Raw genomic sequence first — 25,348 nt, forward strand, 5'->3', positions numbered from 1 at the left:
CCAGACCCGATTTCCGTGAGATTGTCCGCGCCTGCAGCTTCGCCCCGCCGCGGCACCCTGGCCGCCGCAGATGACCCTCTCGTAAAGGCGCGGTCGCCCGGCGCCCCACCCGCGCTTGACCCGGCGCGACCCCGCGTCTACGCCGCCTCCGACCCGTGAAGAGGAGCCGTGCGCCGATGTCCAACCCTTCCCTCCTGATCCTCGCCGGAGACGGCATCGGTCCCGAAGTCATGGCCGAGGTGAAGCGGATCATCGACTGGTTCGGCGCCAACCGCGGCCTCACCTTCGACGTCTCGGAGAACCTCGTCGGCGGCTGCGCCTACGACGCCCACGGCACCCCGCTCACCGACGCCACGATGGCGAAAGCGCAGGAGGTGGACGCGGTCCTGCTCGGCGCCGTGGGCGGGCCGAAGTACGACAGCCTCGACTTCGGCGTGAAGCCCGAGCGCGGCCTCCTGCGCCTGCGCAAGGAGATGGACCTCTACGCCAACCTCCGCCCGGCCCAGTGCTTCGACGCGCTCGCCGACTTCTCGTCGCTCAAGAAGGACGTCGTCGCCGGCCTCGACATCATGATCGTGCGCGAGCTGACCTCCGGCGTCTACTTCGGCGAGCCGCGCGGCATCGTGAAGGAGGGCAACGAGCGCGTCGGCATCAACACCCAGCGCTACACCGAGAGCGAGATCGCCCGGGTCGCCCGCTCGGCGTTCGAGCTGGCGCGGCGGCGGAACAACAAGGTCTGCTCGATGGAGAAGGCCAACGTCATGGAATCCGGCGTCCTCTGGCGCGAGGTCGTGACCGAGGTGCACCAGGCCGAGTACCAGGACGTCCAGCTCAGCCACATGTACGCCGACGCCGGCGCGATGCAGCTGACCCGCGCGCCCAAGCAGTTCGACGTCATCGTCACCGACAACCTGTTCGGCGACCTGCTCTCCGACCTCGCCGCGATGCTCACCGGCTCGCTCGGCATGCTGCCGTCCGCGTCCCTCGGCGCGCCGATGGCGAACGGCCGGCCCAAGGCGCTGTACGAACCTGTCCACGGCTCCGCCCCCGACATCGCCGGGCAGGGCAAGGCGAACCCGATCGCCTGCATCCTCTCCTTCGCGATGGCGCTGCGCTACTCCTTCGACAAGGGGGACGAGGCGGCACGGCTGGAGAGGGCGGTCGAGGACGTCCTCGCCGACGGCCTGCGCACCGCCGACCTGATGGGCCCCGAGGGCGGCAGCCCGGTCTCGACCACCGGCATGGGCGACGCGATCCTGGCGAAGCTGGACGCCGGCCTCTGAGTCGCACCGAAATCCGCCCGGATTTCGAGCCGGACGCCGCGCCGGCGTCCGGGAGGATCTCCGTGCCGGAGATCGGCACCCCCGCTTGACCTCGCCCGCGCGGCGGGTCTAGCGGTAGCCGGGTACAGGACAACGCCGGACGTCTCATGGGACCCAACGCCAGGGGCGCACTGGTCGCGCTCGCCGCCTTCGGGCTCTATGCCACCCACGACGCGGTCGTGAAAATCCTCGGCGGCATCTACTCGCCCGTGCAGACGATCTTCTTCTCGACCATGTTCAGCTTCCCGCTGGCCATGATCATGATCATGCGCGACCGCGCACCCGGCACCTTGCGGCCCGTTCACCCCGGCTGGATCGCCGTCCGCACCGTCGCGGGCGTCGTCACCGCACTCACCGCGTTCTACGCCTTCTCGGTGCTGCCGCTGGCGCAGGTCTACACGATCATCTTCGCGACCCCCCTCATCATCACCATCCTGTCGATCCCGATCCTGGGCGAGCGGGTGCGCCTGCGCCGATGGGCCGCCGTCATCGTCGGCCTGATGGGCGTCCTCGTCGTCCTGCGTCCCGGCTCGACCGAGCTGGAGCTGGGGCACGCGGCCGCCCTCGTCGCCGCGGTCGGCGGTTCGCTCGCCGCGATCATCGTGCGCAAGGTCGGCGCGGACGAGCGGCCGGTCGTCCTGATGCTGTATCCGATGGTCGCGAACTTCGTCGTCATGGGGGCCGCCCTCGGCTTCGTCTACGAGCCGATGCCGGTGCAGCACGTCGGCGCGCTGGCGCTGATGGCCGGCCTCGGCTGGATCGGCGGCCTGTGCATCATCGCCGCCTACAAGACCGGCGAGGCGGTGGTCGTGGCGCCGATGCAGTATTCCCAGATCATCTGGGCGACGATCTACGGCTACCTTCTGTTCTCCGAAGGGGTGGAGACGAACACCCTCGTCGGCGCCGCGATCATCATCGCCTCGGGCATCTACATCGTCGCCCGCGAGAGCCGGGCCGGCGGCGATTCGAACCGCCCCGTCCTGCGCTCCAAGGCGCGGGTCGAGACGGGGAATTTCCCGAAGCCGCCGCGCCTGCCCGAGGGACGTGCGCGGCTCTCCCTGCGCGGTCTCGCGGGGCGGTCGGCGATGCGCTGAGGGCCTTGCAATCGCCGGGGGCTGTTGCTAGGTCCGCGCCACCGGTCGGAGTGTAGCGCAGCCTGGTAGCGCACCTGCTTCGGGAGCAGGGGGTCGGAGGTTCGAATCCTCTCACTCCGACCAGTGAGCTCCCCCCTGTTTCGCGATCAGAACCCGGCGATCCGCTGCGCCAGCCGGCAGTCGAGATACGGCCCCTGCCCGCCCAGCTCCATCGACGCCGTCGCTTCCTCGCCCCGGATCCACAGGTACGTGCCGAAGCTCGCCTCGTACCGCGCGCCCGAGCCTGCCGGCACCAGCGAGCCGGTATCCAACCGGTCGCCGTATTCCAGCCGGACGGACGGCAATGGCGTGTCGAAGAAGTAGGCGGTGATTTCGGCCGCGCCGTCGCAGGCGTAGGTCGCGATCGTCTCGGGCACGTCCAGCAGGTACTGCGTCACCAACTCGTTCTCGCGCCGCAGCGCGGACGCCTCGATGCAGGCGCCGGGCGCGGGCGCCGTGCGGCAGGTCCGCAGGCCCCGTTCCCATCCCGACTGGAGCGTGCGCAGCTCCGCCTCGGCCGCCTCCGCCCCGGCGCCGAGGCCGCGCGTCACGTCGAGCGCCGCGTCGAAGCGTGCCGCGACGCGGTCCGTCAGCGCCTGCAGGTCCGGGTCGCCGCAGATCGCCTCGGCCACGACGCCGATCGGCGCGGCGCACTCCTCGGCGGCCAGTGCGGCAGGGACAAGGGTCGACAGGGCGGCAAGCAGGGTCTTCATGGCGTCTCCGAAAGTCGGAGCGGATGAAGCGCCGGAAAGCCTCACGCTGTCAACAGCTTGGCCGCTCAGGGCGCCGGTCGGTCGTCCCAGTCGTCCTGCAGGATGCGACTCGCGTCGCCTTCGGGGTCATCGAACTGCCGCGCCTTCAGCGTCCACAGGAACCCGGCGAGGCCGAGCAGGCCCAGCCCCAGCGACACCGGGATCAGCACGATCAGCACGTTCATGGCCGCAGCCTCAGCGCGTTCAGGGTAACGGTGATGGAGGACAGGGACATCGCCGCCGCCGCGATCAGGGGCGTCACCACGCCCATCAGCGCCAGCGGGATCGCCACGACGTTGTAGGCGCCCGAGATCCAGAAGTTCTCGAGGATCCGCCGCCGCGCCACCCGCGCGAGGCCCAGCGCCTCGCCCACCGGGGCCAGCCCCTCGCCAAGCAGCACGATGTCCGATGCCACACGCGCCGCGTCGAGCGCCGAGGCGGGCGAGATCGACACCGTCGCCGCCGCCAGCGCCGCGGTGTCGTTCAGCCCGTCGCCGACCATCAGGACGCGGCGGCCCTCCGCCACCAGCGCCTCCACGATGGCCGCCTTCTCCTCCGGCCGCAGCCCGGCCCGCCAGTCGGCGAGGCCGAGGCTGTCCGCAAAGTCGCGGACGGCCGGGGCGACGTCCCCGGAGAGCAGCATGACGGACCTCCTCGTCTCCGTCAGCCGCTGCACCAGGTCCGCCGCACCCGGCCTCGGACGGTCGGCGAACGCGATCTCCACCGGCGCGGACGTCCCGATCCGCAGCCAGGTGGAGGTGCGCGCGCCCGCCGACGCGCCGACCCAGTCGGCCCGCCCCAGGCGGACCGGAACCCCATCGAACAGGCCATCGACGCCGTGGCCCGCCACTTCCTTCACGCCGGTCAGCAGCGCAGGCACTACGCCCCGCTCCTCCGCCGCGGTCGCCACCGCCCGCGCCAGCGGGTGCGCCGACCCGGCGGCGAGAGCCGCCGCCACCGGCAGTGCGCCCTCCGGCAGTTCGTCCAGGTTCACCGGCCGCGGCGTGCCCAGCGTCAGCGTGCCGGTCTTGTCGAACACCACCGTGTCGACCTCGGCCAGCCGCTCCAGCGCCGTGCCGTCCTTGATGAGGAGGCCGCGCCGGAACAGCCGCCCGCTCGCCGCCGTGACCACCGCCGGCACCGCGAGGCCGAGGGCGCAGGGGCAGGTGATGATGAGCACCGCCGACGCGATGTTCAGCGCCGTGCGCAACTCGCCCGTGACCCAGAACCAGCCGACGAGCGCCGCGGCGGCCAGCGTATGCACCAGCGGCGCATAGGCCCGCGCCGCCCGGTCCGCGAGCGAGGCGTAGCGCGAGCGCGCCGACTCGGCCACCGCCACCAGGTCCGCCATCCGCGCCAGCGACGAGTCCCGCCCCGCCGCCGTCACCCGCACCGTCAGCGCGCCGGTGAGGTTCACCTCTCCCGCGCTCACCGCGCCGCCGGCGGCGATCCGCGCCGGCAGGCTCTCGCCCGTGAGCAGCGAGCGGTCCAGCTCGCTCGCCCCGTCCTCGACCGTGCCGTCCACCGGCATCCGCGCGCCCGGCAGCACCCGCACGCGGTCGCCGGGCCGGAGGTCCGCCACCGCCACCGTCTCGGTCCCCGCGCCGGCCAGCCGCAGCGCCCGCCGCACTTCCAGCGCCGCCAGCTCCTGCGCCGCCGATCGCGCCACGGCCCGGGTCCGGTGGTCCAGGTAGCGGCCGCCGAGCAGGAAGAACGTCAGCATCACCGCCGCGTCGAAATAGGCGTGCTCGCCCGACATCGCGGTCTCGGACAGCGACATCCCGCAGGCGAGGATCAGCGCCAGAGAGATCGGCACGTCCATGCCCAGCCGCCCGGCGCGCAGCGAGGCCCAGGCGGAACGGAAGAACGGCTGCCCTGCGAACGCCACCGTCGGCAGCGCGATCGCCGCCGACACCCAGTGGAACACGTCCCGCGTCGCGTCCTCGGCGCCCGACCAGACCGCGACCGACAGCAGCATCACGTTCATCATCGCGAAGAACGCGACGCCGAGCCGCATCAGCAGGTCCCGCGACGCCCGGTCCGCCTCGGTCGCCGACAGGGCGATCATGTCCAGCGGCATCGCCTCGTATCCGAGGCCCTTCAGAGCCTCCGTCAGGCTCTCGGGCGTCTCTCTGCCGTGATGGCGCACGCGCACCCGGCGGAGCGTCAGGTTCACCCGCGCGTCCGCGACGCCGTCGCGGCGCATCAGCCCGCGCTCGATGGTCGAGATGCAGGCGGCGCAATGGACGCCCGGCACCGCCAGCTGGATCTCGTCGGCCGCCGCGGCGGGGCGCCCCCGCTCGGCCGCCAGCGGGCCGGCGACGCAGGCGGGGCAGGCCGGTCCGGAGATGTCGGCGAGGCTCATTCCGTCACCCGCACGATCACGCGCTGATGGAACGGCGTGCCGTCCTGCGCCACCGCCTCGAGCCGCAGGTTCCAGTTGCCGCCCGAGACGGCCACCGGCGCCACGTAGGCCGACCCGTCGAAGACGAACGCCGGCACCTGGTCGTCGCGGACGCTCGTCGCGCGTCCGAACGTGCCCGTGACCTCCGCCGCCTCCACCGGCGCGCCCGCCGCGTCGGTGATCGACAGGCGCAGCACGCCGCCCCGAACCTCGGCCGCGACCGTCCAGCCCAGCGCCTCCTGCGCCGCCCGCTCGCGGTCGAAGGTCTGCGAGGCAACGTAGGAGTTGGCGACCTCCAGCCCCGGGAAGGTCCGCACCGCCTGCACCGCCAGCACCACGTTCACCGCGATGATGACGACGAAGAACGAGGCGAAGATGGCGAAGAACTTGGGACCCGTGATTGGCCCGCGGAACGGATTCAGCGTCATTGCGCGCTCCTGCCGTTGAAGTGGGTGGCCTCGGAGGCCTTGTTGCGGCTCGCCAGGTCGACGGCCCAGAGGCGGATGTCGGTCCGCGCGTCGTCGGCCTCCTGGCTGCCCGGCGCGGCGGTGACGTAGACCCGCACCTGCGCCATCTGGTCGGCCGGCACGGTGACCAGCTCGCCTGGCGCGCCCTCGATCTGCAGCGTCAGGGGGCTGCCGGCGGACAGGCCGAGGCCGAAGATCCGCTCCTCCCCCGTCATGTTGCGCAGGCGCACGTCGTAGGTGTTGCGCACCGACCCGTCCGACAGCGTGACGAAGATCGGGTTGCGGACCGGCGCGACGGTCAGGTCGATGTCGGTGCGGATGAACAGAGCGATCAGCAGGCCAAGGCCCACCAGCGACCAGAGCGAGGTGTAGACGATGGTCCGCGGCCGCAGGATGTGGCGCCAGACCTCCTTCGCCTTGCCGCCCGCGCGCTCCACCTCCTCGTCCTTGAGGGTGAAGTAGTCGATCAGGCCGCGGGGCTTGCCGATCTTGCCCATCACGTCGTCGCAGGCGTCGATGCACAGGCCGCAGGTGATGCACTCCATCTGCTGGCCGTTGCGGATGTCGATCCCCATCGGACAGACGTTCACGCAGGCCATGCAGTCGATGCAGTCCCCCGGAGGCTGGTCCGGCGCGGCGACGCTCAGCGGCCGCGCCGCCATCTCGGCGCCGGGGCGCGGGGTCGGGGAATACTGCCGGCCCGCCACGGGCCCGGCCGCCTGGAACTCCTGCACCGCCTCGGCGCGCCGGCGCTTGCCCTTCGTCCGCGGCTCGCCCCGCCAGGCGCGGTAGCCGACGGTGATGGTGTCCTCGTCCATCATCGCCGCCTGGATGCGCGGCCAGGGGCAGGCGTAGATGCACACCTGCTCGCGCGCGATGCCGCCCATGAAGAAGGTGGTGAAGGTCAGGACCGCGATCGTCGTGTAGGCGATGAGCGGCGCCTGCCCGGTGACGAGGCCCCGCGCCAGCGTCGGCGCGTCGGCGAAGTAGAACACCCACGCCCCGCCGGTCGCGACCGCGATCAGCAGCCAGACCGCCCACTTGGTCAGGCGCAGGCGCCATTTGGTGGCGTCCCACCTGCGGTTCCACAGGCGGATGCGGGCGTTCCGGTCGCCCTCGATCCAGCGTTCGGTGAGGATGAAGAGGTCGGTCCAGACTGTCTGCGGGCAGGCATAGCCGCACCAGACCCGGCCGAGCGCCGAGGTGAAGAGGAACAGGCCGAGGCCGGCCATGATGAGCAGGCCCGCGATGAAGTAGAACTCGTGCGGCCAGATCTCGATCCAGAAGAAGAAGAACCGCCGCCCCGCAAGGTCGACCAGCACCGCCTGGTCCGGCAGGTCGGGGCCGCGGTCCCACCTGATCCACGGCGTCAGGTAGTAGATGCCGAGCGTCAGGACCATGATCCGCCACTTCAGCGTGCGGAACCAGCCGCTGACGCGGCGCGGAAAGACCGGCTCGCGCGCGGCGTACAGGCGGTCGGAGGAGTCGGAGGAGCTCATTTTTCAATCCGGGACGGTTGGGGACGAGGCCTGTCTGGAGGAGCGGGGGAGGCGTCGCCTTGACCTGGATCAAGGGGTCGCGATGGCGTGATCGGCATCGGAGGAGCCCCGCCCGGAATCAAGGCGCGAACGCGCCGCCGGGCAGCGCCCGACCGCCCCCCGGGCGGGCGCTTCAGCAACGCCGGCCCGCGGGGGCATCGTCCGGCGGCGGAGAGATAAATCGCGGATCCGGACCGTCGGAGCGCCCACCCACGGTCCGGCGCTGCCCTCTGTTGCGCTGTCGGAAAAGAGGAGGGCGCCCCACCCAGGGGGCACCCTCTCGCCGTTGTTCCCCGATTACTCACCCCCGCCCAGCTGGTGCACGTACGCCGCCACCGCGTTGATCTCGGCCTGCGACAGGCCGGTGCCGACGCGATACTCCTCCGACCAGGCGGGCATCACGCCGAAGCGGGCGTTGCGGACCGTTTCGGTCACCGCCGCCTCGGAGCCGCCGTACAGCCAGATCGCGTCGTTCAGCTGCGGCGCGCCCATCTCGGGCATGCCTTCCCCGCTGTCACCGTGGCAGGCGGCGCAATTGTCGAGGAACACCGTCTCCCCGGCCGCAGCCAGCGCCTGGTCGACCTCCTGCCCGCTCAGCCCGCGGACATGCGCCACCACCGACGCGATCTCCTCGCGGGAGAGGATGTCGCCGAAGGCCGGCATCTCCACCCACCGCGCGTCCGGCGACTGCTCGTTCCGGATGCCGTGCGTGACGGTATAGACGATGTCGTCCATCGACCCGCCCCACAGCCAATCGTCGTCGAGAAGGTTGGGGAACCCCGCCGCCTGCACCCCGGCCGCGCCGGCGCCGTGGCACTGCGAGCAGTTGGCGCGGAAGATCGCCGCACCCGCGTTCACCGCGAAGGACTGCAGCGTCTCGTCCCCGGCGATGGCCGACGGCTCCGCCGCCGCCAGCTGCGCCACCAGCTCGGCGTTGCGCGCGTCCACCGCGGCGATCTCCGCCGCGACGTCGGCGCGGGTGGAGAAGCCCAGCACCCCCGCCGTCGCCCGGTTCACCAGCGGCCAGGCCGGGTAGGCGATGGTGTAGATCACCCCCCAGAGGATCGTCGCGTAGAACACCCAGACCCACCAGCGCGGCAGCGGGTTGTTCAGCTCCTCGATACCGTCCCAGGAATGGCCGGTCGTCTCGGTCTCGGTCGTGTGATGCCGGTTCGTCGTCTCGCTGCTCATGCCTCTGTCTCCGCATTGGCGGGCGCATCCGCCGCCGGGGCGTCCTCGTGCCGGAAGGGAACCTCGCTCGCGTCCCCGTGCAGACCCCGCGACCCGGGCCGCCAGGCCCAGGCGAAGGTGCCCACGAAGAACAGGAACAGGGCGAGAAGGACCCAGCTGTCGGCGATCTCGCGCAGGATGTGATAGTCCATCGGTTCCTCCTCAGCGGCTCGCGTCGGGGGTGAAGGTCGAAAAGTCGACCAGCGTCCCCAGCATCTGCAGGTAGATCACCAGGGCATCCATCTCGCTGACGCCGGGCAGCCCGTCGGGGTTGGACACCGGCGCGCCGGGATAGCGCTCCACCAGGCCGTCCCAGTCGCCCATCGGGTCGGCCTGGACACGGAAGTCGGCCTCGGCCGAGGCGAGCATCTCCTCGGTGTAGGGGACGCCGACCATCGCATGCGTCTCCATCAGCTCGGCGATGTGCTCGCCGTCGATCAGGACGTCGGTGAGGAAGCCGTAGGGCGGCATCACCGATTCAGGCACCACCGATTGCGGGTCGGTCAGGTGCGCGACGTGCCAGTCGTCCGAATAGCGGCCGCCGACGCGGGCGAGGTCGGGCCCCGTCCGCTTGGAGCCCCACTGGAACGGGTGGTCGTACATCGACTCCGCCGCGAGGCTGTAGTGCCCGTACCGCTCCACCTCGTCCCGCATCGGGCGGATCATCTGACTGTGGCAGACGTAGCAGCCCTCGCGGACGTAGATGTCCCGCCCCGCCAGCTCGAGCGGGGAGTAGGGGCGCATCCCCTCGACGTCCTCGATCGTGTTCTCGAGGTAGAAGAGCGGGGCGATCTCCACCGCGCCGCCCACCGTCACCACGGCGAAGCTGAGCACCAGCAGCAGGGTCGCGTTGCGCTCGATCGGGCCGTGCCGGTCCAGCAGGCTGCGCTTCTTCGGCCTCTCCCCGACGCCCGTCGCGGACGCCGGCATCGGCGGTTTCTGTTCGGTCGCCATCGACCCCTCCTATTCCGCAGGCGTGGCGGCGGCCGAGGCGCTGGGCGCCCTCCGGACCGTCATCCACAGGTTGTAGACCATGATCAGCGCGCCGCCGAGGTACATCGCTCCGCCCAGCGCCCGGACCACGTACATCGGGAACTTGGCGTCGACGGTGTCGGCGAACGAGTTCACCAGGAAGCCCTGCGCGTCGACCTCGCGCCACATCAGGCCTTCCATGATCCCGGTGACCCACATGGCCGCCGCGTAGAGGACGATCCCGATCGTCGCGAGCCAGAAGTGCCAGTTCACCAGGGCGTAGGAATACAGCCGTTCGCGCTGCCACAGCCGCGGCGTCAGGAAGTACAGCACCGCGAAGGTGATCATCCCGTTCCAGCCGAGCGCGCCGGAGTGGACGTGCCCGATGGTCCAGTCGGTGTAGTGCGACAGGGAGTTGACCGCCCGGATCGACATCATCGGCCCCTCGAACGTGCTCATCCCGTAGAAGCCGAGGGAGATCACGAACATCCGGATGATCGGGTCGGTGCGGATCTTGTCCCACGCGCCCTGCAGGGTCATCAGGCCGTTGATCATGCCGCCCCAGCTGGGCATCCACAGGATCACCGAGAACACCATGCCCAGCGTCGAGGCCCAATCCGGCAGCGCGGTGTAGTGCAGGTGGTGCGGACCGGCCCAGATGTACAGGAAGATCAGCGCCCAGAAGTGCACGATCGACAGCTTGTAGCTGTAGATCGGCCGCCCGGCCTGCTTGGGCACGAAGTAGTACATCATGCCCAGGAACCCGGCCGTCAGGAAGAAGCCGACGGCGTTGTGGCCGTACCACCACTGGGTCATCGCGTCCTGCACGCCAGCGAACACCTGCACCGACTTGGCGCCGAAGATCGACACCGGGATGCTGAGGTTGTTCACCACGTGCAGCATCGCGACGGTCACGATGAAGGACAGGTAGAACCAGTTCGCCACGTAGATGTGCGGCTCCTTCCGGCGGATGATCGTGCCGAGGTAGATGGCGAGGTAGACGACCCAGACGATCGTCAGCCAGATGTCCACGTACCACTCGGGCTCGGCGTATTCCTTGGACTGGGTCGCCCCCAGCAGGTAGCCGGTCGCCGCCAGCACGATGAACAGCTGGTAGCCCCAGAACACGAACCACGCCGCGTTGCCGCCCCAGAGGCGCGCCGCGCTGGTGCGCTGCACCACGTAGAAGGACGACGCGATCAGCGCGTTGCCCCCGAAGGCGAAGATCACCGCCGACGTGTGCAGCGGCCGCAGCCGTCCGAAGTTGCCGATCCCCTGCAGCACCTCGAAGTTCAGCTGCGGGAAGGCCAGCTGCAGCGCGATCACCACGCCGACGAGAAAGCCGGCGATGCCCCAGAAGGCGGTGGCGATGACGCCGGCCCGGATCGGGCCGTCCATGTATTCGCCGCTGACCGGCACCGGCGGCTCGTCGGTCCGCCGCACCGTCCAGATGAACAGGCCGGCCGCGACGACCATGACGATGAGCATGTGCACCTGGAAAGCCAGGTCCCGTGCCCAGTTCGCGGCAAGTGCGGCCAGCAGCGCGATGACGCCGAAAGTCGCGATCTTGATCCAATCCCACATGGGTTCGTGTTCCCCTCGTTCGTCCGCCCCGCACACGCCGTTCGGGCGCGACTCGTGGGCGGGCTTTGACGGGGCCGTTCTGCCGGCGGCGGGTGAAGGCTTCCTTGATCCAGGTCAAAGGTCGCGGCGCGGCGGCCTGCTACGACGATCGGGGGCCATCCGGTCCCGCGAGCCCGAGAAGGAGCAACCCATGTCCTGCAAGACCGTCAGCATCATCGTCGCCGACGACCGGATCGACGGCGCCGCCCTGTCCGCCGCCGCCGACCTGGCGCTCGCGACGGGTGCGCATCTGGAGGTCGCCTGCGTCGGCATCGACCACGCCGTGGCCGACTCGCTGGTTGTCGGCGGCGTCGCGATGGTCGTCGACGTCACCGCGGCCGAGGCCCGCGAGCGTGCGACCGAGCTCGCCGCCTGGGTCGAGACGCGGCTGCCTGCCGGCCTCGCCGGTTACGCCGTGGAGCCGGCGGTCGCGCCGCCGGCCGGGATCGACGGGCTGATCGCCCGATCGTCCCGCTACTCCGACCTCATCGTCGCCGCCCGGCCCTACGGGCCCACCGCGCGGCCGACCCACGTCACGATCCTCGAAGCCGCGCTCTTTCGCGCCGGCGCGCCCATCCTCGTCGTGCCGGACGGTGGCCTGCCCAAGCCGCTGGTCGGCAGCGACATCGTCCTGGCCTGGAACGAGAGCGACGAGGCCCTCGCCGCCGCCCGCGCGGCGCTGCCGTGGCTGCAGGCCGCGCGCTGCGTGCACATCGTCATGGTGGACCCGCCCGCCCATTCGCCGGAGCGGTCGGACCCGGGCGGCCAGCTGTGCCTCATGCTGGCACGGCACGGCGTCACCGCCGAGGTGTCGATCCTCGCCCGCACCATGCCCTCCGTCTCCGACGTGATCCGCCGCTTCGCGCAGGACAAGGGTGCGGCGGCGGTGGTGATGGGCGGCTACGGCCACTCCCGCCTGCGCGAGCACATGTTCGGCGGCGTCACCCGCGACCTGCTGCGGGCGCCGGACCTGCCGCTGATCCTGTCGCGCTAGGCCGACGCGATGCCCTCAGGCGATCATCCCGCCATCCACGTCGTCGCCGGCCTCGGCGATCAGCGCGTGGATGTCCGGCACGACGATCCGGCGCTGCCCCTCGAGACGGATCACGCCGTCCCGCTTCAGCGCCGAGATCTGCCGGCTGACCGTCTCGAGCGTGAGGCCGAGGTAGTCGGCCATCGCCTCGCGGGTCAGCGGCAGCGTCACCGTCACCTCGCCGGTGACCGGCAGCATGCCGATCGCCGCCTCGCGCCGTGCGATGATCGTCAGCAGGCTCGCGATCTTCTCGCGGGCCGTCTTGCGGCCGAGGACCAGCATCCACTCCCGCGCGGCGTCCAGCTCGTCCAGCGTCATGTCGAGCAGCCGCTCGCCGATGTGCGGCGTCGTCGCCATCAGCCGCTCGAACGGGCCGCGGCGAAAGCAGCAGAGCGTGACCTCGCTGACCGCGGTGATGTCGTAGGGCGAGGTCGACCGTCCGGGCCGGCCGACGAAATCCGACGGCAGCAGAAGGCCGACCATCTGCGTCCGCCCGTCCTCCAGCGTGTTGGACAGCGTCGCGACCCCGCGCACCACCGACCCCACGAAACCCATCTCGTCGCCGGCCCAGGTGATCGTCTGACCGACCTCGTAGGTCCGGTAGTATTTCATCGCGTCCAGCTGGACGAGCTCGTCCGAATCGCAGCGCGCGCAGACGGCGCGGTGCCGGATCGGGCACTCGCTGCACTTCTGGTCGGCGAGGAGAGGGACGTCCATGCTGTCCTCCAGCGCGGTCGTGGGCGGACCCACCGTAACTCATATCTGCCGGAGACTTGCAATGCCGACCACTGAGGAGCTGCGGGCGCTCGGCCTGTTCGACGCGCGGGTTCCGCGCTACACCAGCTATCCGCCCGCGAACCACTTCCGCCCCGACGTCGGCCCGGACACGATGGCCTGCTGGCTCTCCGGGATCCCCTCCGGCAGCGCGGTCTCGCTGTACCTGCACGTTCCCTACTGCCGGCGCCTCTGCTGGTTCTGCGCCTGCCGGACCCAGGGCACGTCAAGCGACCGCCCCCTCGGCCCCTATGTGGAACGGCTGGAGCGCGAACTCGACATCGTCTCGCGCCACCTTCCCGCGGACGTCACGCTGTCGCACATCCACCTCGGCGGCGGCACGCCCACGATCCTGCCGCCCGTCCTGATCCGCCGACTCGGCGCGGCGCTGAAGCGGTTTCGCGCGTGGCGCGAGGACATCCGCGTCTCCGTCGAGATCGACCCGACCGAGGTGGACGCCGCCCGCATCGACGCGCTCGCCGGCATCGGCATGACCCGCGCCTCGATCGGCGTGCAGGATTTCGATCCCGAGGTGCAGCAGGCGATCGGTCGCGCCCAGACCTTCGCCGCCACCCGCGACGTGGTCCGGATGCTGCGCGCGGCCGGGGTGGACAGCCTGAACATGGACCTCCTCTACGGCCTGCCGGGGCAGGACCGCGCCCGCATGGCCGAGACGGTGCACAAGGTCCTGTCGCTGGAGCCGGACCGCGTCGCCCTCTACGGCTATGCGCACGTGCCGTGGATGGCCAAGCGGCAGGTGATGATCCCGGCCGACCGCCTGCCGGACGCCGAGGCGCGGCTGACGCTGTTCCGCACCGCCGACGCCATGTTCCGCGCCGACGGTTACGAGGGCGTCGGCATCGACCACTTCGCGAGGCCGGGAGACGGCCTCGCCGTGGCCGCCCGCGAGGGGCGGCTGCACCGCAACTTCCAGGGCTACACCGACGACGCCACGCCCGCGCTCATCGGCATCGGCGCCTCGGCGATCTCGCGCCTGCCGCAGGGCTACGCGCAGAACGCCTCGGTCTCGTCCCGCCACGCCGCGGCGATCGACGCGGGCCTGCTGGCCACCGAACGCGGCCATGCGCTGACTGCGGACGACCGGCTGCGGGCGCGGATGATCTCGGACCTCATGTGCGACTTCGCCCTCGACCTGCCGGCCATCGCCCGCGATCTCGGCCGGCCCTATCCCGAGGTGGACGCGCTGTGCGCCGGACTGCGCCGCCGCTTCCGCGACCACATCGACGAGCGCGAGGGCCTCCTGCGCCTCACCGGCCCCGCCGCGCTGATCGCCCGCCTCGCGGCGTTCGAGCTCGACGCCTACGCCGTGCCCGAGGGCCGGCACAGCCGCGCTCTCTAGAGCGCGGCGATCCCGTCCCAGACCAGCTTGCCCGCCACCAGCGTCACCATCGCGTACATGAAGGGATAGAACACCTCGGCCTTCATCCGCCGCACGAGCCACGCCCCGGCCAGCGTCGCGAGCGCCGCCACCGGCATCAGCGCGGCCGAGGTGACGAGGTTGTCCGCCGCCAGCTGTCCCAGCGCGGCGTAGGGCACCAGCTTGACCACGTTCACCACCGCGAAGAACACCACGGACGTCCCGGTATAGACCTTGGGATCCATGCGCAGCGGCATCGTGTAGACTTGGTAGGGCGGCCCGCCCGCATGCGCGACGAAGCTGGTATAGCCCGCGACCGACGCCCACAGCGCCGCCAGCGCCGGCCGGTGGCCGTGCGGGGACGCCTTGCGGCCCAGCGTCAGCCACACCCAGCGCGCCACGAACAGCAGGCCGATCGTGCCGACGATCAGCCGCACCGCGCCGTCCGACACCAGCGCCGCCGTCGCCCAGCCGACCGCGATCCCGACCACTGCCCATGGCAGCATCAGGACCAGCGTCCGCCGGTCCCACCAGCCCCGCCAGCTCCACAGGGACACCGCGTCCATGGCGATGAGGATCGGCAGCAGGATCCCCGCCGCCTGCACCGGCGGGATCACCAGCGCCATGATCGGCACGCCGAGCAGCGCCATCGCCCCGCCGAGCCCGCCCTTGGACAGCCCCACCAGGATCACCGCGATCAGCGCGACGGCCACCGCCGCGGGGGTGTCGAAGACGAGACCGGCCATGGGCGCATCGGTCGGCCCGCGGCGGGGGAGTGTCAAGCGCTGTTCAGTCCCTGACCTTTCGCGGGTGGGTGCGATCAACTAGTGTTTGGCAACGACGACCGCCGCCGCACTTGGGGGACAGCATGACGGTCCTGGACGACGTGAGGGACTACATCATCAGGCATCGGCCCCGGCCACTCTGCGACGACTGCATAGCGGAGGGGCTGGAGCTTTCGGTGAGGCAGCACGCGAACCACAAGACGCGTGAGCTCGCCTTGATGCGCGGGTTCGAGAGAACGTCGGACACCTGTTCCCGATGCGGCCGCGTGAAGATGGTAATCCGTAGCAAGAGCATCTGAAGATCGAATGGAGACCATATTGCACCCCCGCTCCCACGCCCTGCTCGTGATCGACGTCCAGAACGACTTCTGCCCCGGCGGCGCGCTGGCGGTTGCGGACGGCGACGCCATCGTCCCCGGCATCAACGCCCTGATGGACGAGTTCGAGACGGTCCTCCTGACGCAGGACTGGCACCCGGCCGGCCACTCCTCCTTCGCCTCCTCGCACGACGGGGCGGAGCCCTATTCCATGACCGAGATGCCCTATGGCCCGCAGGTCCTGTGGCCCGACCACTGCATCCAGGGGTCCGTCGGCGCGATGTTCCACCCCGACCTGCGGACGGACGGCGACCTGATCGTCCGCAAGGGCTTCAACCCCGCCATCGACAGCTATTCCGCCTTCTTCGAGAACGACCACGAGACGTCCACCGGCCTCGACGGCTACCTCCGCAGCCGCGGGATCGAGCGGCTGACGCTGGTTGGCCTCGCCCTCGACTACTGCGTGAACTTCTCGGCCGTCGATGCGGCGCGGCTGGGCTTCGCCACGGAGGTCCGCACCGACCTCAGCCGCGCCATCGACCTGAACGGCTCCCTCGCCGAGGCGACCGAAGGCATGAAGGCCGCCGGAGTCTCTTTGATCTGAGGCGGGGGTCGCAGCGCCCCCGGCTGGACAAACGCCCGCCCGTCTGACGTTATCCAGTGCCCGAGGGAGGGCCGCCCATGGTCGACATCGCCACCCGTGTCTGGAACCACAAGTGGAAGATCGACCCGATCGTCCGCAGCCTGATCGACACGGACTTCTACAAGCTGCTGATGTGCCAGTCGGTGTTCCGCAACCACCGGGACACGCGCGTCACCTTCTCCCTCATCAACCGCACCAAGTCCGTCCGCCTCGCCGACCTCGTCGACGAGGTGGAGCTGCGCGAGCAGCTGGACCACATCCGCTCGCTCTCGCTCTCCCGGGGCGAGTCCACCTGGCTGCGCGGCAACACCTTCTACGGCAAGCGCCAGATGTTCACCCCGGACTTCATGGACTGGTTCGAGCATTTCCGCCTGCCGCCCTACCACCTGGACAAGCGCGACGGGCAGTACGAGCTGACGTTCGAAGGCCCCTGGCCCGAGGTCATGCTGTGGGAGATCCCGGCCCTCGCCGTCCTGATGGAGCTGCGCGGCCGCGCCGTCCTGCGCGACATGGGCCGGTTCGAGCTGCAGATCCTCTACGCCCAGGCGATGACCAAGCTGTGGGAGAAGGTGGAGCGCCTGAAACGCATCCCGGGCCTCAAGCTCGCCGACTTCGGCACCCGTCGCCGGCACTCGTTCCTGTGGCAGGACTGGTGCGTGCAGGCCCTGCAGGAGGGGCTGGGCGACGCCTTCACCGGCACCTCCAACTGCCTGATCGCCAAGAACCGCGACCTCGAGGCGATCGGCACCAACGCGCACGAGCTGCCGATGGTCTACGCCGCCCTCGCCGACGACGACGCGGCTTTGGCGAAGGCCCCCTACGACGTCCTCTCCGACTGGCACGAGGAGCATGACGGCAACCTGCGCATCATCCTGCCCGACACCTACGGCACGGCCGGCTTCCTGCGGAACGCCCCCGACTGGCTGACCCAGTGGACCGGCATCCGCATCGATTCCGGCGACCCCGCCGAGGGCGCCGAGACCGCCATCGCCTGGTGGAAGTCGCGCGGCGAGGACCCGCGGGAGAAGCTGGTGATCTTCTCCGACGGGCTGGACGTCGGCAGGATCGAGGACCTCTCCGCCCGCTTCCGCGGCCGGGTGCGGGTGTCCTTCGGCTGGGGCACGATGCTGACGAACGACTTCATCGGCCTGACGGAGGGGGATAGGCTGGCGCCGTTCTCCCTGGTCTGCAAGGCCGTGGCGGCGGAGGGGCGGCCGACGGTGAAGCTGTCGGACAACCCGAGGAAGGCGATGGGGCCGGAGGGGGAGATCGCCCGGTACAAGAGGGTGTTCGGGGTGGGGGAGCAGGTGGAGCGGGATGTGGTGGTGTGATTCAGCTTCTATATCTTAGCCTGTGGACGTAATCAGCAAGGTAGTAAATCGCCATCAATAGAAAAACGCTTGTTTGAAAAAACATGATCTGCAGCGGGAGCCAAGCAAGCGTGAACGACCAGACTGCCGGCACGTTTGTCTCAGAGACTACCTCAAAGTACGTTGAAAGGACGACGCAGCTCAGAAGAAGTAATATTGAGATTATGGCATTGTATCCAAAAAGTAAACATAGGAAATATCGCGGGGAAATGTGCAAAGTTCTGCTGCCCCCAAATTCTCCTGTAATTTCTAGTGTGACGGGGGTTTGCATCTCGAAGGGATCGTCGAACTTCTCTGGACCGTTGAAGGTAGCGACTGCCGCTAAGCTGGCGACGTAGAACGGCACAAAAACCGAAAGCAGACTTATGAGGGCTTCGACAGAGCTCCTCACAAATATTGCGGCACTATTGTAGTCTAGCGAATAGAGAAGTAGCTGAGACGCGCATGCTAGTAGAGTAGGCAAGGTCCAATTGTAAAAGCTATCGTGAGGATGCCTAACTCTGAGAAAATTTAGCGGCCTGAGGAATATTGAGCGCTCAAACCAACTGAACATCACACGAGATCTCTGATTTTAACAAAGACATCTGCCCTGAAAGCATCTTCGCATTGCCTTAGCGGAGTCTTGAAGCCACTGAGGAGCGTCTTTTTGATAAATGCGTTTTCGAGAATCGAGTTGCTCTGAAGGTCTACATCGACCGTTTTCGTAGATTCATTTTCTGGATCACCCACCAGAACCTTGAAGCTCTTTACAGCTCGGTCTTCATCATCCCATATCCTTTGAAGAATATTCTTCGCCTTGTTTCCTGTCGGCTCATCCTTCGTCTTCAACCTAACATCTTGGGCCTTTATAATCGGATACGACTTATCTCCATGCGTTACTTTTGCCATCGACTCTCTGACGATTTTAACTTCTTTCAACTTGCCTCCATGCTCAAGCAGATGGCCTATCGTCTGGTCGACCGGGGCAATAAACGCAAGACGAACAGAGTAGTTCTTTTTTTGCCCTTTCTTATTTTTCCGCTGCTCGCGATATTGAGAGTCAAGGTACAGATTCAGCAGAGAGACGACGGCGCTACGCGAGAGGCGCTCCGTTTCCTCCAAAACCGCTGGGTAAATACGTTTGCCATCACCAGTGGCTGCGAAATTCACGATAAAATGCGCGGAGACAACCGGCGTTTCATCCTTCCCGCGACGGGCTGTTCGGATTTTGTTTGTCCGACCGTTGCGCAGATCGGCATCGGGGATGAGCGGATTAGAAAGATGAAACAAAATTTTTGCATAGCTATTTACAATTTCAAATTCTGCAATTCTAAGCTCGGACAGACCCTGTTTCACCGGAAGCAGATCACCCTTAGTGAACGCTCCATTCAAACGTTCGAAGGCTTCCTTAGCGGTAGGCACGTCCTCAGGAAAGTAGTTGTAGAAAGTATGGAGGCGGATCGACGCCTCATAGACAAACATTTCGTTTTGATTGCGCACAGCTATACCATCGGCAGACTTCAGCTAGCCGACCATAGCTCCAATTGACCGACGAACATAGTGCCTAGCAGAATCAGTCTGATCTACTCCACCGCCTCCTCCACCCCATCGTCCATCCCGCTGTCCGTCGTCTCCTGCACCGCCTCTCCGCCCAGCAGCAGGGCGGCGACGAGGACGAGGAAGGCCAGCGGGATCAGGGCGTAGGCCCAGTAGCGAGGGTTCTTCGGGCTGGGCGGGGGCGGCTTGTCGGCCATGGCGGGGGCTCCGTCGGTTGGGGTCGTGGCGACAACCCGCGAGGCGGCGGCGGGTTGCACCCGCCTCACGGGTCCTTGCGCAGGGACTTCACCTCGCCGCGCTTGCGCTTGTCCTCCAGCCGGCGCTTCTTCTGGCCGTAGGGCACCTTCGTCGGCACCCGGCGCTTGGGCGGGACCAGCGCACGCTTCACCAGCTCCGCCAGCCGCTCCCGCGCCACCGCGCGGTTGCGCCCCTGCGAGCGCTCCTCGGAGACCTGGATCACCAGCGCGCCCTCCTTGGTCCAGCGGCGGCCGGCGATCCGCCGCAGCCGCCGCTTCACCGGGTCGGGCAGCGACGGCGAGCGCTCGGCCTCGAAGCGCAGCTCCACCGCGGTCGAGACCTTGTTCACGTTCTGCCCGCCGGGACCGGAGGCGCGGACGAACGTCTCGACCATCTCCCAGTCCTGCAGCTCGATCTCGTCGGAAATCCTCAGGCCCATCGGCGCCTCCTGTCGGGCGCACCATAGGGCCGGGACGGGAATCGAAAAGGGCCGCCCCCGGCGATGGAGGCGGCCCTTCGAAAGTTCAGGAGGTGGGGTCGGTTAGACGCATCCACCTGGGGTCGTCATCCCCGAGGGCTGCCTCAGGAACGAACCTCCCAAGCTGTCCCGACACACTTCTCCAATACCTTTCTCGACACTGGATCACCTCCTTTCTGTGGGTTTCGCCTGAGACCAAACCTTGCACAGGAATTGTGTAAGTCAAATGAATTTCCCCAAGCCCTAGTCAATCGCCGCGCGGGCGTGCAAGAGCCGCCCAACGATCAGGCGGAACGGCACCAGCGCGACCAGCGCGAGGGCCAGCTTCACCCCCCAGTCCGCCACGGCGAGCGACAGCCACAGCGGCGCCTCGGGCCCCGCGGTCAGGAACGGCGCCGGGCCCTGCGCCCACTCCACCGCCGCGTTGGCTCCGGCCGGGAACGCCCCCGCCAGCGCGGCCGAGAAGGCCACCGAGAAGAAGATCGCCGTGTCGACCGTGGACGACACCAGCGTCGACACCAGCGGCGCCCGCCACCAGCGCCCCGCCCGCAGGCGATTGAACACCGCCACGTCCAGCAGTTGCGCCGCCAGGAACGCGAGCCCCGAGGCGACGGCGACCCGCAGCGTCACGGCCGGCCCGAACTCCAGCATGACCTGCGTGCCGACCAGCGAGCAGACGATCCCGGTGAGGAAGCCCGCGACCACCACCCGCCGCGCGGCCGGCGCGCCGTACAGGCGGTTGGTCACGTCGGTGACGAGGAAGGCGAACGGATAGGTGAACGCGCCCCAGGTGAGCAGCCCGTCGAGCAGCAGCATCTGCACGAGCACGTTCGAGGCCACGACGATCGCGGCCATGGCGAGGATGGCGGGGAGGAGTTTCATCGGGGGTCCGTTTTGACAAGGTGGCGGAGAAACTTGGTCCCGTCAGGGACGCGCCCCTCTACCCGCGGCGCCGTCACTCGTCCAGCACGTACTCCGCGATCTCGGTCACCTGGAACCAGCGAAAGTTGTCGTCCGAGATCAGCGTCATCCGCAGGCGCCCGTCCGCCTGCCGCCAGACGCTGATCCCTTCCAGGTTGTCGTGCACGCCGGTTCCCGTCTCCAGCAGCGTCTCCTCCGACCCGCCGGCCAGATCGAACCGCCGGACGCGGCTGCGGAAGCCGATGCCGGTGAAGTCCCGCTCCAGCACGTACAGCCGTCCGTCGGGACCGATGTCCGCGCCGGAAACGAGGAACGGCCCGCGGCGGGGCAGCTCGAACGGGATGTCCCAGGCGCCGTCCTTCAGGCGGTAGACCGGGAACGGCCGGTCGGCGCGGCCCGAGCGCTCGGGGATGGTGTAGAGCGCGCCGTCCGGGCCGATCGCCAGCGCCTCGAGGGCGGAGTTGCTCTGCAACGTGGCGAAGTCCGGGTGCCGGGGCAGGCGGCGCGGCAGTCCGTCCCCCGCATCCTCGACCCGCAGTCGCGCCACGCCCTCGAAGGACAGGTAGATCGTGCCGTCGGGCCCTACGGCGACGCCCTCGCTGTCGGCGCGCACCCCCTCGATCGGATCGCCGTTCTCGTCGGGCAGCGGCGCGGGGTGCCTCGACTCGACCGCCGTGATGTCGCCGTTCCCGTCGCGCAGGAATTGCCCCTCGACGATCATCGCGCGGTCGCTGACGGCGACGAACCGCTCGCCGCCGGGAAAGACGTGGATCGCCGAGAAGCCGCCGAAGCCGGGGTCGTCCATCGTCCAGACGACGCTGTCCTGCCGCAGCACGCCAGCCACGGCGACCCCGGCCCAGAGGGCCAGGGCGATCGGGAAGCGGACGCGCATGGACGGCTCAGTCGCTCGTGAGCACCGACAGGCACTGGCCCGGCAGGTCGGACATCCGCACCTCGCCGCGCGGCGGCGGCGGGACGTAGTTCGGGTCCGGCGGCGGCGGGTTCAGGATGTTCGCCACCGCCTGCCGCGCCTCGTCGCAGCCGTCGCCGGCCGGCACCGGATCCTGCGGCTCGCAGTTCGGGCTGCCGGGCGGGCAGTGCAGGCGGACGTGGAAGTGATAGTTGTGGTTGGCCAGCAGCCGCAGCTTGGACAGGTAGGACCGGTCCCCCGTCTCGGCGTCGCACATCGCGACCTTGGCGCCGGGGAAGATGAAGATCCGCTGCACCCGCGGGTCCTGCGCCGCGCGCCGGACGATCGCCATGTGCGCCGGCGTCCAGGCGTCGTTGACGTAGGCGCCGCGCGTGCGGTCGGTGCGGATCGAGGAGAGGTTCTCGCGCTCGGCCGCCGTCAGGTTCAGGCGCGAGGGCGGCAGCATCCAGATGTCGGCGTCGATGCCAAGCTGGTGGCTTGCGTGGCCGGTCAGCATCGGCCCGCCCCGCGGCTGGCTGATGTCGCCGATGTAGAGCCCCTCCCACCCCGGCTGGGTCGCGGCGAAGCGGCTGAGGTCCTGCAGGAAGTCGATCATGATCGGCTGCCCCCAGTTCCGGTTCCGGGACAGGCGCATCGCCTGCCAGGTCGGCCCGGTCTCGACCAGCCGGATGTTCCCGGCGGCGCAGCCGCGGGAGTAGAAGCCGAACACCTCGGACGCCTGGGCGGAGGCGGTGCGCATCGCCCCGAACAGGGCCTTGGCGACGCGGGTGTCGGCGAGGTTCTGGGTCGACAGCGCGGCCCGCGGCCCTTCGACCCCCGGGATGTCGCTGCCGGCGTTGCTGCTGCGCTCGCCCGGCCCGCAGGCGGCGAGCGTCAGGGCGAGGAGGGCGGTGGCGAGGACGCGGACCATTCTGCTCGATCTCCGTCTTTGTTGACCCAGCCTAGCAGACCGAGGCCGATCAGGAAAAGCGCGATGACGGGCAGGAAGCCCAGCTGGTTCGATCCTGTCGCATACGTGAACACGGTGATCAGCGCCGGGGCGAGGAACGCGGTGACCCGGCCGGTCAGCGCGAACAGCCCGAACGCCTCGGCCGGTCGCGCGGGGTCGGTATGACGCACCATGAGCGAGCGCGAGGCGGAGTAGAGGACCCCGCCCGCCCCGCCGATGATCGCGCCGCAGACATAGAAGATGACGTCCGGCACCGTGGACGAGATCGGCAGCGCGATCCAGAACAGGTGCTCGCGGCTCATCGACACGATGACGACGCAGACCGCGATCAGCACCCAGCAGCAGACGACCAGCACCGGTTTCGGCCCGAACCGCTTGTCCGCCATGCCGCCGAGCCACGCCATGACCGCGGCCGACACCGCCGCGATCACGCCGAAGACGCCGACGTCCACGACCGACCAGTCCAGCACCAGCGTCGCGTAGATGCCGCCGAAGGAGTACAGCGCCGACAGCGCGTCCCGGTACAGCATCGACCCCACGAGAAACGCCGACAGCGAGCGGCGCCGCGCGACCTCGCGGATGGTCTGCCCCAGCTCGCCCAGCACCTGCCGGAGCGGCGGGCGCGCCCGGCTCGCGCGCCGCGGCGCGTCGAAGTCCACCCGCAGGAACGGGATGATGAACAGCGCGAACCAGACCGCGATGAACGGGCCGACCAGCCGCGTCCCCTCCATCGCCTCGCCGTCGAGGCCGAGCGCGGGCGGATTGCCCAGCAGCGTCGTGCCGCTCGTCCCCTGCTCCACGAACAGGCCCAGCATGATCGCCAGCGACAGCACGCCGCCCCAGTAGCCGAACGCCGTCGCCCCGCCCGAGATGCGGCCGACGTCCTTGGGATCGCCCAGCGAGGGCAGGATCGCGTTGGCGAGGTTGAAGGCGCTCTCGGACGCGGTGAAGCCGATCCAGAACAGGACGAGCACGAGGTAGAGGTTCGTCCCGTCGGGATACAGCCACCACAGGCTCGCGGCGCAGACGACGGTGATCGCGGTGAACAGGTAGAACCACGGCATCTTGCGGCCCGAACTGTCGGCCCAGGCGCCGAGGATCGGGCCCGCCAGCGCGATCACGATGCCGGAGCAGGTCTGCGCCAGCGACCACAGGCCCTGCGCCTCGGCCCGGGCCGCGCCGTCCGACGCGCCGCCGGCCAGGAAGTACTGCGCCGCCACGCTGGCGAAGTAGGGGCCGAAGACGAAGGTGAGGCCGAGCGTCGCGTAGGGCTGCTGCGCCCAGTCGAAGAACATCCAGCCCCAGATGCGCCTGCGTCGGTCGATCATCGCCTGCCCCTCGTCCCCCGCGGCGGATAAGGCCCGACGCGGGAGAGGGGCGCAAGGGCGCTTACGCTGGGGGCGCGTCCTGCATCGGCGGCCAGGGCCGGTGGGCATCGGCGGCGATCCAGGCCTTCACGTAGTCCGGCAACTCGGGCGAGGGGCCGTCGTGGCCCAGCGCCTTCGCCAGCTCGGCCGGCGGGACGATGCCCGCCCGCCCCTTGCCGCCGACGAGGGCGGAGCGGAAGAGCGCATGGCTGGTGCACTCGCCGTCCGCCCGCCACATCGACTGCTCGACGTAGAAGAACCGGTCGTCCCAGCCGAGGCCGCGGCTCTTCATCGTCAGCATCTCGAACACCGTCACCCGGCGGCGGTAGCGCAGCGACGCGCCCGCCATGGTGATGCCCCAGCCCTTCTCCTTCAGCACGTCGATCATGCCCGTGCGCATCGACATCGGCAGCCGGCCGAGATCGTAAAGCGTCAGCGTCCGGCCGTTGTTCAACTCCATCCAGATGTCGAGGTCCCAGGGCCAGCAGCGGTGCCGGCTGACGTGGGTCTCGAGCAGCGACAGCCGGGGGTCGCGCCGGTGCTTCCACATCTGCCAGGCGAAGCGGAAAACGGGGTACATGGGCGGCTCCTCGGCGGTGGCGGCACGGGTGTGGGCGCGGCTTGACGCGAACGTCAAGCGTGACGCGGGGGCAGCAGCCGCACCGCCGCGTCCTGCGGAGGATTGTGCTGACCGGCAGGGATTACTACCTGACCCCGGACCAGACGGGAAAGGCCGCCATGCAATCGCTGTTCGACATCCTGATGCTGCTGCTCTCGGTGGCGAAGTTCTTCATCTTCGCGCACTTCATCATGAGCTGGCTCATCAGCTTTCAGGTGCTGAACGTGCGGCAGCCCTTCGTGTACCAGGTCTGGTCCGGCCTGAACCGCCTGCTGGAGCCGGTCTACGGCCCGATCCGCCGCCTGCTTCCGCCGATGGGCGGCCTCGACCTCGCCCCGCTGGTGGCGCTGATCGGGATCTACATCATCGAGATCGTCCTGCGGAACAACGTGGCGCTGTTCTACTAGGTCAGCACCCGCCCCGGCCCCCGAGCCGGGGCCTCGCGGGTCCCGGCGGGGGGTCCCGGGTCAGGCCCGGGACGGGTAGCCTTCGGCGGGACGCTCCGCCCACGAGGCGGGAGTCCCGACCGGAGGGCAGCGTCTGGCCGCGGTCGGACGCTCCGACCTTGC

General features: G+C 69.2%; 26 protein-coding genes and 1 tRNA gene. 8 read left to right on the forward strand and 19 right to left on the reverse strand.

Features of this window, described 5'->3' with window-relative positions; genetic code table 11:
• The first annotated feature begins 176 nt into the window (after positions 1 to 176).
• From leuB to A37W_RS0117930, 3 genes are all read left to right on the forward strand, one after another.
• Positions 177 to 1,283 carry a 3-isopropylmalate dehydrogenase gene (leuB, locus tag A37W_RS0117920; RefSeq protein ID WP_018304429.1) on the forward strand — a complete coding sequence of 369 codons (1,107 nt, stop codon included), beginning with the start codon at positions 177 to 179 and terminating at the stop codon, positions 1,281 to 1,283.
• Between the two features lie 146 nt (positions 1,284 to 1,429).
• Positions 1,430 to 2,416 carry a DMT family transporter gene (locus A37W_RS0117925; RefSeq protein ID WP_018304430.1) on the forward strand — a complete coding sequence of 329 codons (987 nt, stop codon included), beginning with the start codon at positions 1,430 to 1,432 and terminating at the stop codon, positions 2,414 to 2,416.
• 46 nt (positions 2,417 to 2,462) lie between these two features.
• Positions 2,463 to 2,539 (forward strand) — tRNA-Pro (locus A37W_RS0117930).
• A 23-nt stretch (positions 2,540 to 2,562) separates the two neighbouring features.
• On the opposite strand, the gene A37W_RS22400 is transcribed toward A37W_RS0117930, so the two are convergent.
• The 9 genes from A37W_RS22400 to ccoN all read right to left on the reverse strand — a co-directional run bounded on the left by A37W_RS22400 (position 2,563) and on the right by ccoN (position 11,402).
• Entirely contained in the window at positions 2,563 to 3,168 is a 606-nt protein-coding gene (locus A37W_RS22400; RefSeq protein ID WP_018304431.1) for an MliC family protein, read from the reverse strand.
• Positions 3,169 to 3,233: 65 nt separating this feature from the next.
• The gene (gene ccoS / locus A37W_RS0117940; protein WP_018304432.1) at positions 3,234 to 3,392 is read right to left on the reverse strand and encodes a cbb3-type cytochrome oxidase assembly protein CcoS; all 159 of its coding nucleotides are present in this window, start codon (positions 3,390 to 3,392) and stop codon (positions 3,234 to 3,236) included.
• A complete protein-coding gene (locus A37W_RS0117945) occupies positions 3,389 to 5,572 on the reverse strand; it encodes a heavy metal translocating P-type ATPase (RefSeq protein WP_018304433.1) in 2,184 nt (727 codons plus the stop codon). The genes ccoS and A37W_RS0117945 overlap by 4 nt, the downstream gene beginning before the upstream one ends.
• Positions 5,569 to 6,039, reverse strand: coding sequence for a FixH family protein (locus A37W_RS0117950; RefSeq protein WP_018304434.1), 471 nt, complete (start codon positions 6,037 to 6,039; stop codon positions 5,569 to 5,571). Before A37W_RS0117950 ends, A37W_RS0117945 begins: the two co-directional genes overlap by 4 nt.
• The gene (locus tag A37W_RS0117955; protein WP_018304435.1) at positions 6,036 to 7,577 is read right to left on the reverse strand and encodes an RdxA/RdxB/FixG family protein; all 1,542 of its coding nucleotides are present in this window, start codon (positions 7,575 to 7,577) and stop codon (positions 6,036 to 6,038) included. Before A37W_RS0117955 ends, A37W_RS0117950 begins: the two co-directional genes overlap by 4 nt.
• A 336-nt stretch (positions 7,578 to 7,913) precedes the next feature.
• Positions 7,914 to 8,807: a cytochrome-c oxidase, cbb3-type subunit III gene (ccoP, locus tag A37W_RS0117960; protein ID WP_018304436.1), complete on the reverse strand. Its 894-nt coding sequence runs from the start codon at positions 8,805 to 8,807 to the stop codon at positions 7,914 to 7,916.
• Positions 8,804 to 8,998 carry a CcoQ/FixQ family Cbb3-type cytochrome c oxidase assembly chaperone gene (locus A37W_RS0117965; RefSeq protein WP_018304437.1) on the reverse strand — a complete coding sequence of 65 codons (195 nt, stop codon included), beginning with the start codon at positions 8,996 to 8,998 and terminating at the stop codon, positions 8,804 to 8,806. The genes ccoP and A37W_RS0117965 overlap by 4 nt, the downstream gene beginning before the upstream one ends.
• Positions 8,999 to 9,008: 10 nt before the next feature.
• Entirely contained in the window at positions 9,009 to 9,776 is a 768-nt protein-coding gene (ccoO, locus tag A37W_RS0117970) for a cytochrome-c oxidase, cbb3-type subunit II (RefSeq protein WP_047772169.1), read from the reverse strand.
• A 33-nt stretch (positions 9,777 to 9,809) separates the two neighbouring features.
• Positions 9,810 to 11,402, reverse strand: a complete 1,593-nt coding sequence (gene ccoN / locus A37W_RS0117975; RefSeq protein ID WP_018304439.1) for a cytochrome-c oxidase, cbb3-type subunit I — start codon at positions 11,400 to 11,402, stop codon at positions 9,810 to 9,812.
• 190 nt (positions 11,403 to 11,592) lie between these two features.
• Here ccoN and A37W_RS0117980 point away from each other — a divergent pair, with 190 nt between their 5' ends.
• Positions 11,593 to 12,435 (forward strand): universal stress protein, encoded by an 843-nt coding sequence (locus A37W_RS0117980; protein ID WP_018304440.1) that lies wholly within the window; start codon positions 11,593 to 11,595, stop codon positions 12,433 to 12,435.
• A gap of 15 nt (positions 12,436 to 12,450) precedes the next feature.
• On the opposite strand, the gene fnrL is transcribed toward A37W_RS0117980, so the two are convergent.
• Positions 12,451 to 13,191, reverse strand: coding sequence for a transcriptional regulator FnrL (fnrL, locus tag A37W_RS0117985; RefSeq protein WP_018304441.1), 741 nt, complete (start codon positions 13,189 to 13,191; stop codon positions 12,451 to 12,453).
• A 61-nt stretch (positions 13,192 to 13,252) separates the two neighbouring features.
• Here fnrL and hemN point away from each other — a divergent pair, with 61 nt between their 5' ends.
• Positions 13,253 to 14,608: an oxygen-independent coproporphyrinogen III oxidase gene (gene hemN / locus A37W_RS0117990; protein ID WP_018304442.1), complete on the forward strand. Its 1,356-nt coding sequence runs from the start codon at positions 13,253 to 13,255 to the stop codon at positions 14,606 to 14,608.
• Here the strand turns inward: hemN and A37W_RS0117995 are convergent.
• Positions 14,605 to 15,372, reverse strand: a complete 768-nt coding sequence (locus A37W_RS0117995; protein WP_018304443.1) for a sulfite exporter TauE/SafE family protein — start codon at positions 15,370 to 15,372, stop codon at positions 14,605 to 14,607. The two genes, hemN and A37W_RS0117995, sit on opposite strands and share 4 nt — an antisense overlap.
• Before the next feature lie 345 nt (positions 15,373 to 15,717).
• Here A37W_RS0117995 and pncA point away from each other — a divergent pair, with 345 nt between their 5' ends.
• A complete protein-coding gene (pncA, locus tag A37W_RS0118005; protein ID WP_018304445.1) occupies positions 15,718 to 16,332 on the forward strand; it encodes a bifunctional nicotinamidase/pyrazinamidase in 615 nt (204 codons plus the stop codon).
• 77 nt (positions 16,333 to 16,409) lie between these two features.
• Positions 16,410 to 17,702 (forward strand): nicotinate phosphoribosyltransferase, encoded by a 1,293-nt coding sequence (gene pncB, locus A37W_RS0118010; RefSeq protein ID WP_018304446.1) that lies wholly within the window; start codon positions 16,410 to 16,412, stop codon positions 17,700 to 17,702.
• Positions 17,703 to 18,293: 591 nt separating this feature from the next.
• On the opposite strand, the gene A37W_RS23900 is transcribed toward pncB, so the two are convergent.
• From A37W_RS23900 to A37W_RS0118045, 8 genes are all read right to left on the reverse strand, one after another.
• Positions 18,294 to 19,202, reverse strand: coding sequence for a hypothetical protein (locus tag A37W_RS23900; RefSeq protein WP_211206656.1), 909 nt, complete (start codon positions 19,200 to 19,202; stop codon positions 18,294 to 18,296).
• 101 nt (positions 19,203 to 19,303) lie between these two features.
• Positions 19,304 to 19,474: a hypothetical protein gene (locus A37W_RS0118015; protein ID WP_018304447.1), complete on the reverse strand. Its 171-nt coding sequence runs from the start codon at positions 19,472 to 19,474 to the stop codon at positions 19,304 to 19,306.
• A gap of 65 nt (positions 19,475 to 19,539) precedes the next feature.
• Complete coding sequence (gene arfB, locus A37W_RS0118020; protein ID WP_018304448.1) at positions 19,540 to 19,953, reverse strand: alternative ribosome rescue aminoacyl-tRNA hydrolase ArfB; 414 nt, start codon at positions 19,951 to 19,953, stop codon at positions 19,540 to 19,542.
• Between the two features lie 282 nt (positions 19,954 to 20,235).
• A complete protein-coding gene (locus A37W_RS0118025) occupies positions 20,236 to 20,874 on the reverse strand; it encodes a queuosine precursor transporter (RefSeq protein WP_018304449.1) in 639 nt (212 codons plus the stop codon).
• A 73-nt stretch (positions 20,875 to 20,947) separates the two neighbouring features.
• A complete protein-coding gene (locus tag A37W_RS0118030) occupies positions 20,948 to 21,805 on the reverse strand; it encodes an esterase-like activity of phytase family protein (RefSeq protein ID WP_018304450.1) in 858 nt (285 codons plus the stop codon).
• 7 nt (positions 21,806 to 21,812) lie between these two features.
• Positions 21,813 to 22,754, reverse strand: coding sequence for a penicillin-insensitive murein endopeptidase (mepA, locus tag A37W_RS0118035; protein WP_018304451.1), 942 nt, complete (start codon positions 22,752 to 22,754; stop codon positions 21,813 to 21,815).
• Positions 22,718 to 24,121 carry an MFS transporter gene (locus A37W_RS0118040; protein ID WP_018304452.1) on the reverse strand — a complete coding sequence of 468 codons (1,404 nt, stop codon included), beginning with the start codon at positions 24,119 to 24,121 and terminating at the stop codon, positions 22,718 to 22,720. The genes mepA and A37W_RS0118040 overlap by 37 nt, the downstream gene beginning before the upstream one ends.
• Positions 24,122 to 24,182: 61 nt before the next feature.
• The gene (locus tag A37W_RS0118045; RefSeq protein ID WP_018304453.1) at positions 24,183 to 24,740 is read right to left on the reverse strand and encodes an acyl-CoA thioesterase; all 558 of its coding nucleotides are present in this window, start codon (positions 24,738 to 24,740) and stop codon (positions 24,183 to 24,185) included.
• A 158-nt stretch (positions 24,741 to 24,898) separates the two neighbouring features.
• Between A37W_RS0118045 and A37W_RS0118050 the strand changes: the two genes are divergently transcribed.
• Entirely contained in the window at positions 24,899 to 25,186 is a 288-nt protein-coding gene (locus A37W_RS0118050; RefSeq protein WP_026198590.1) for a YggT family protein, read from the forward strand.
• Positions 25,187 to 25,348 lie beyond the last annotated feature (162 nt).

Origin of the sequence: Wenxinia marina DSM 24838 (genome assembly GCF_000379485.1) — a bacterium.
Classification (GTDB): domain Bacteria; phylum Pseudomonadota; class Alphaproteobacteria; order Rhodobacterales; family Rhodobacteraceae; genus Wenxinia; species Wenxinia marina.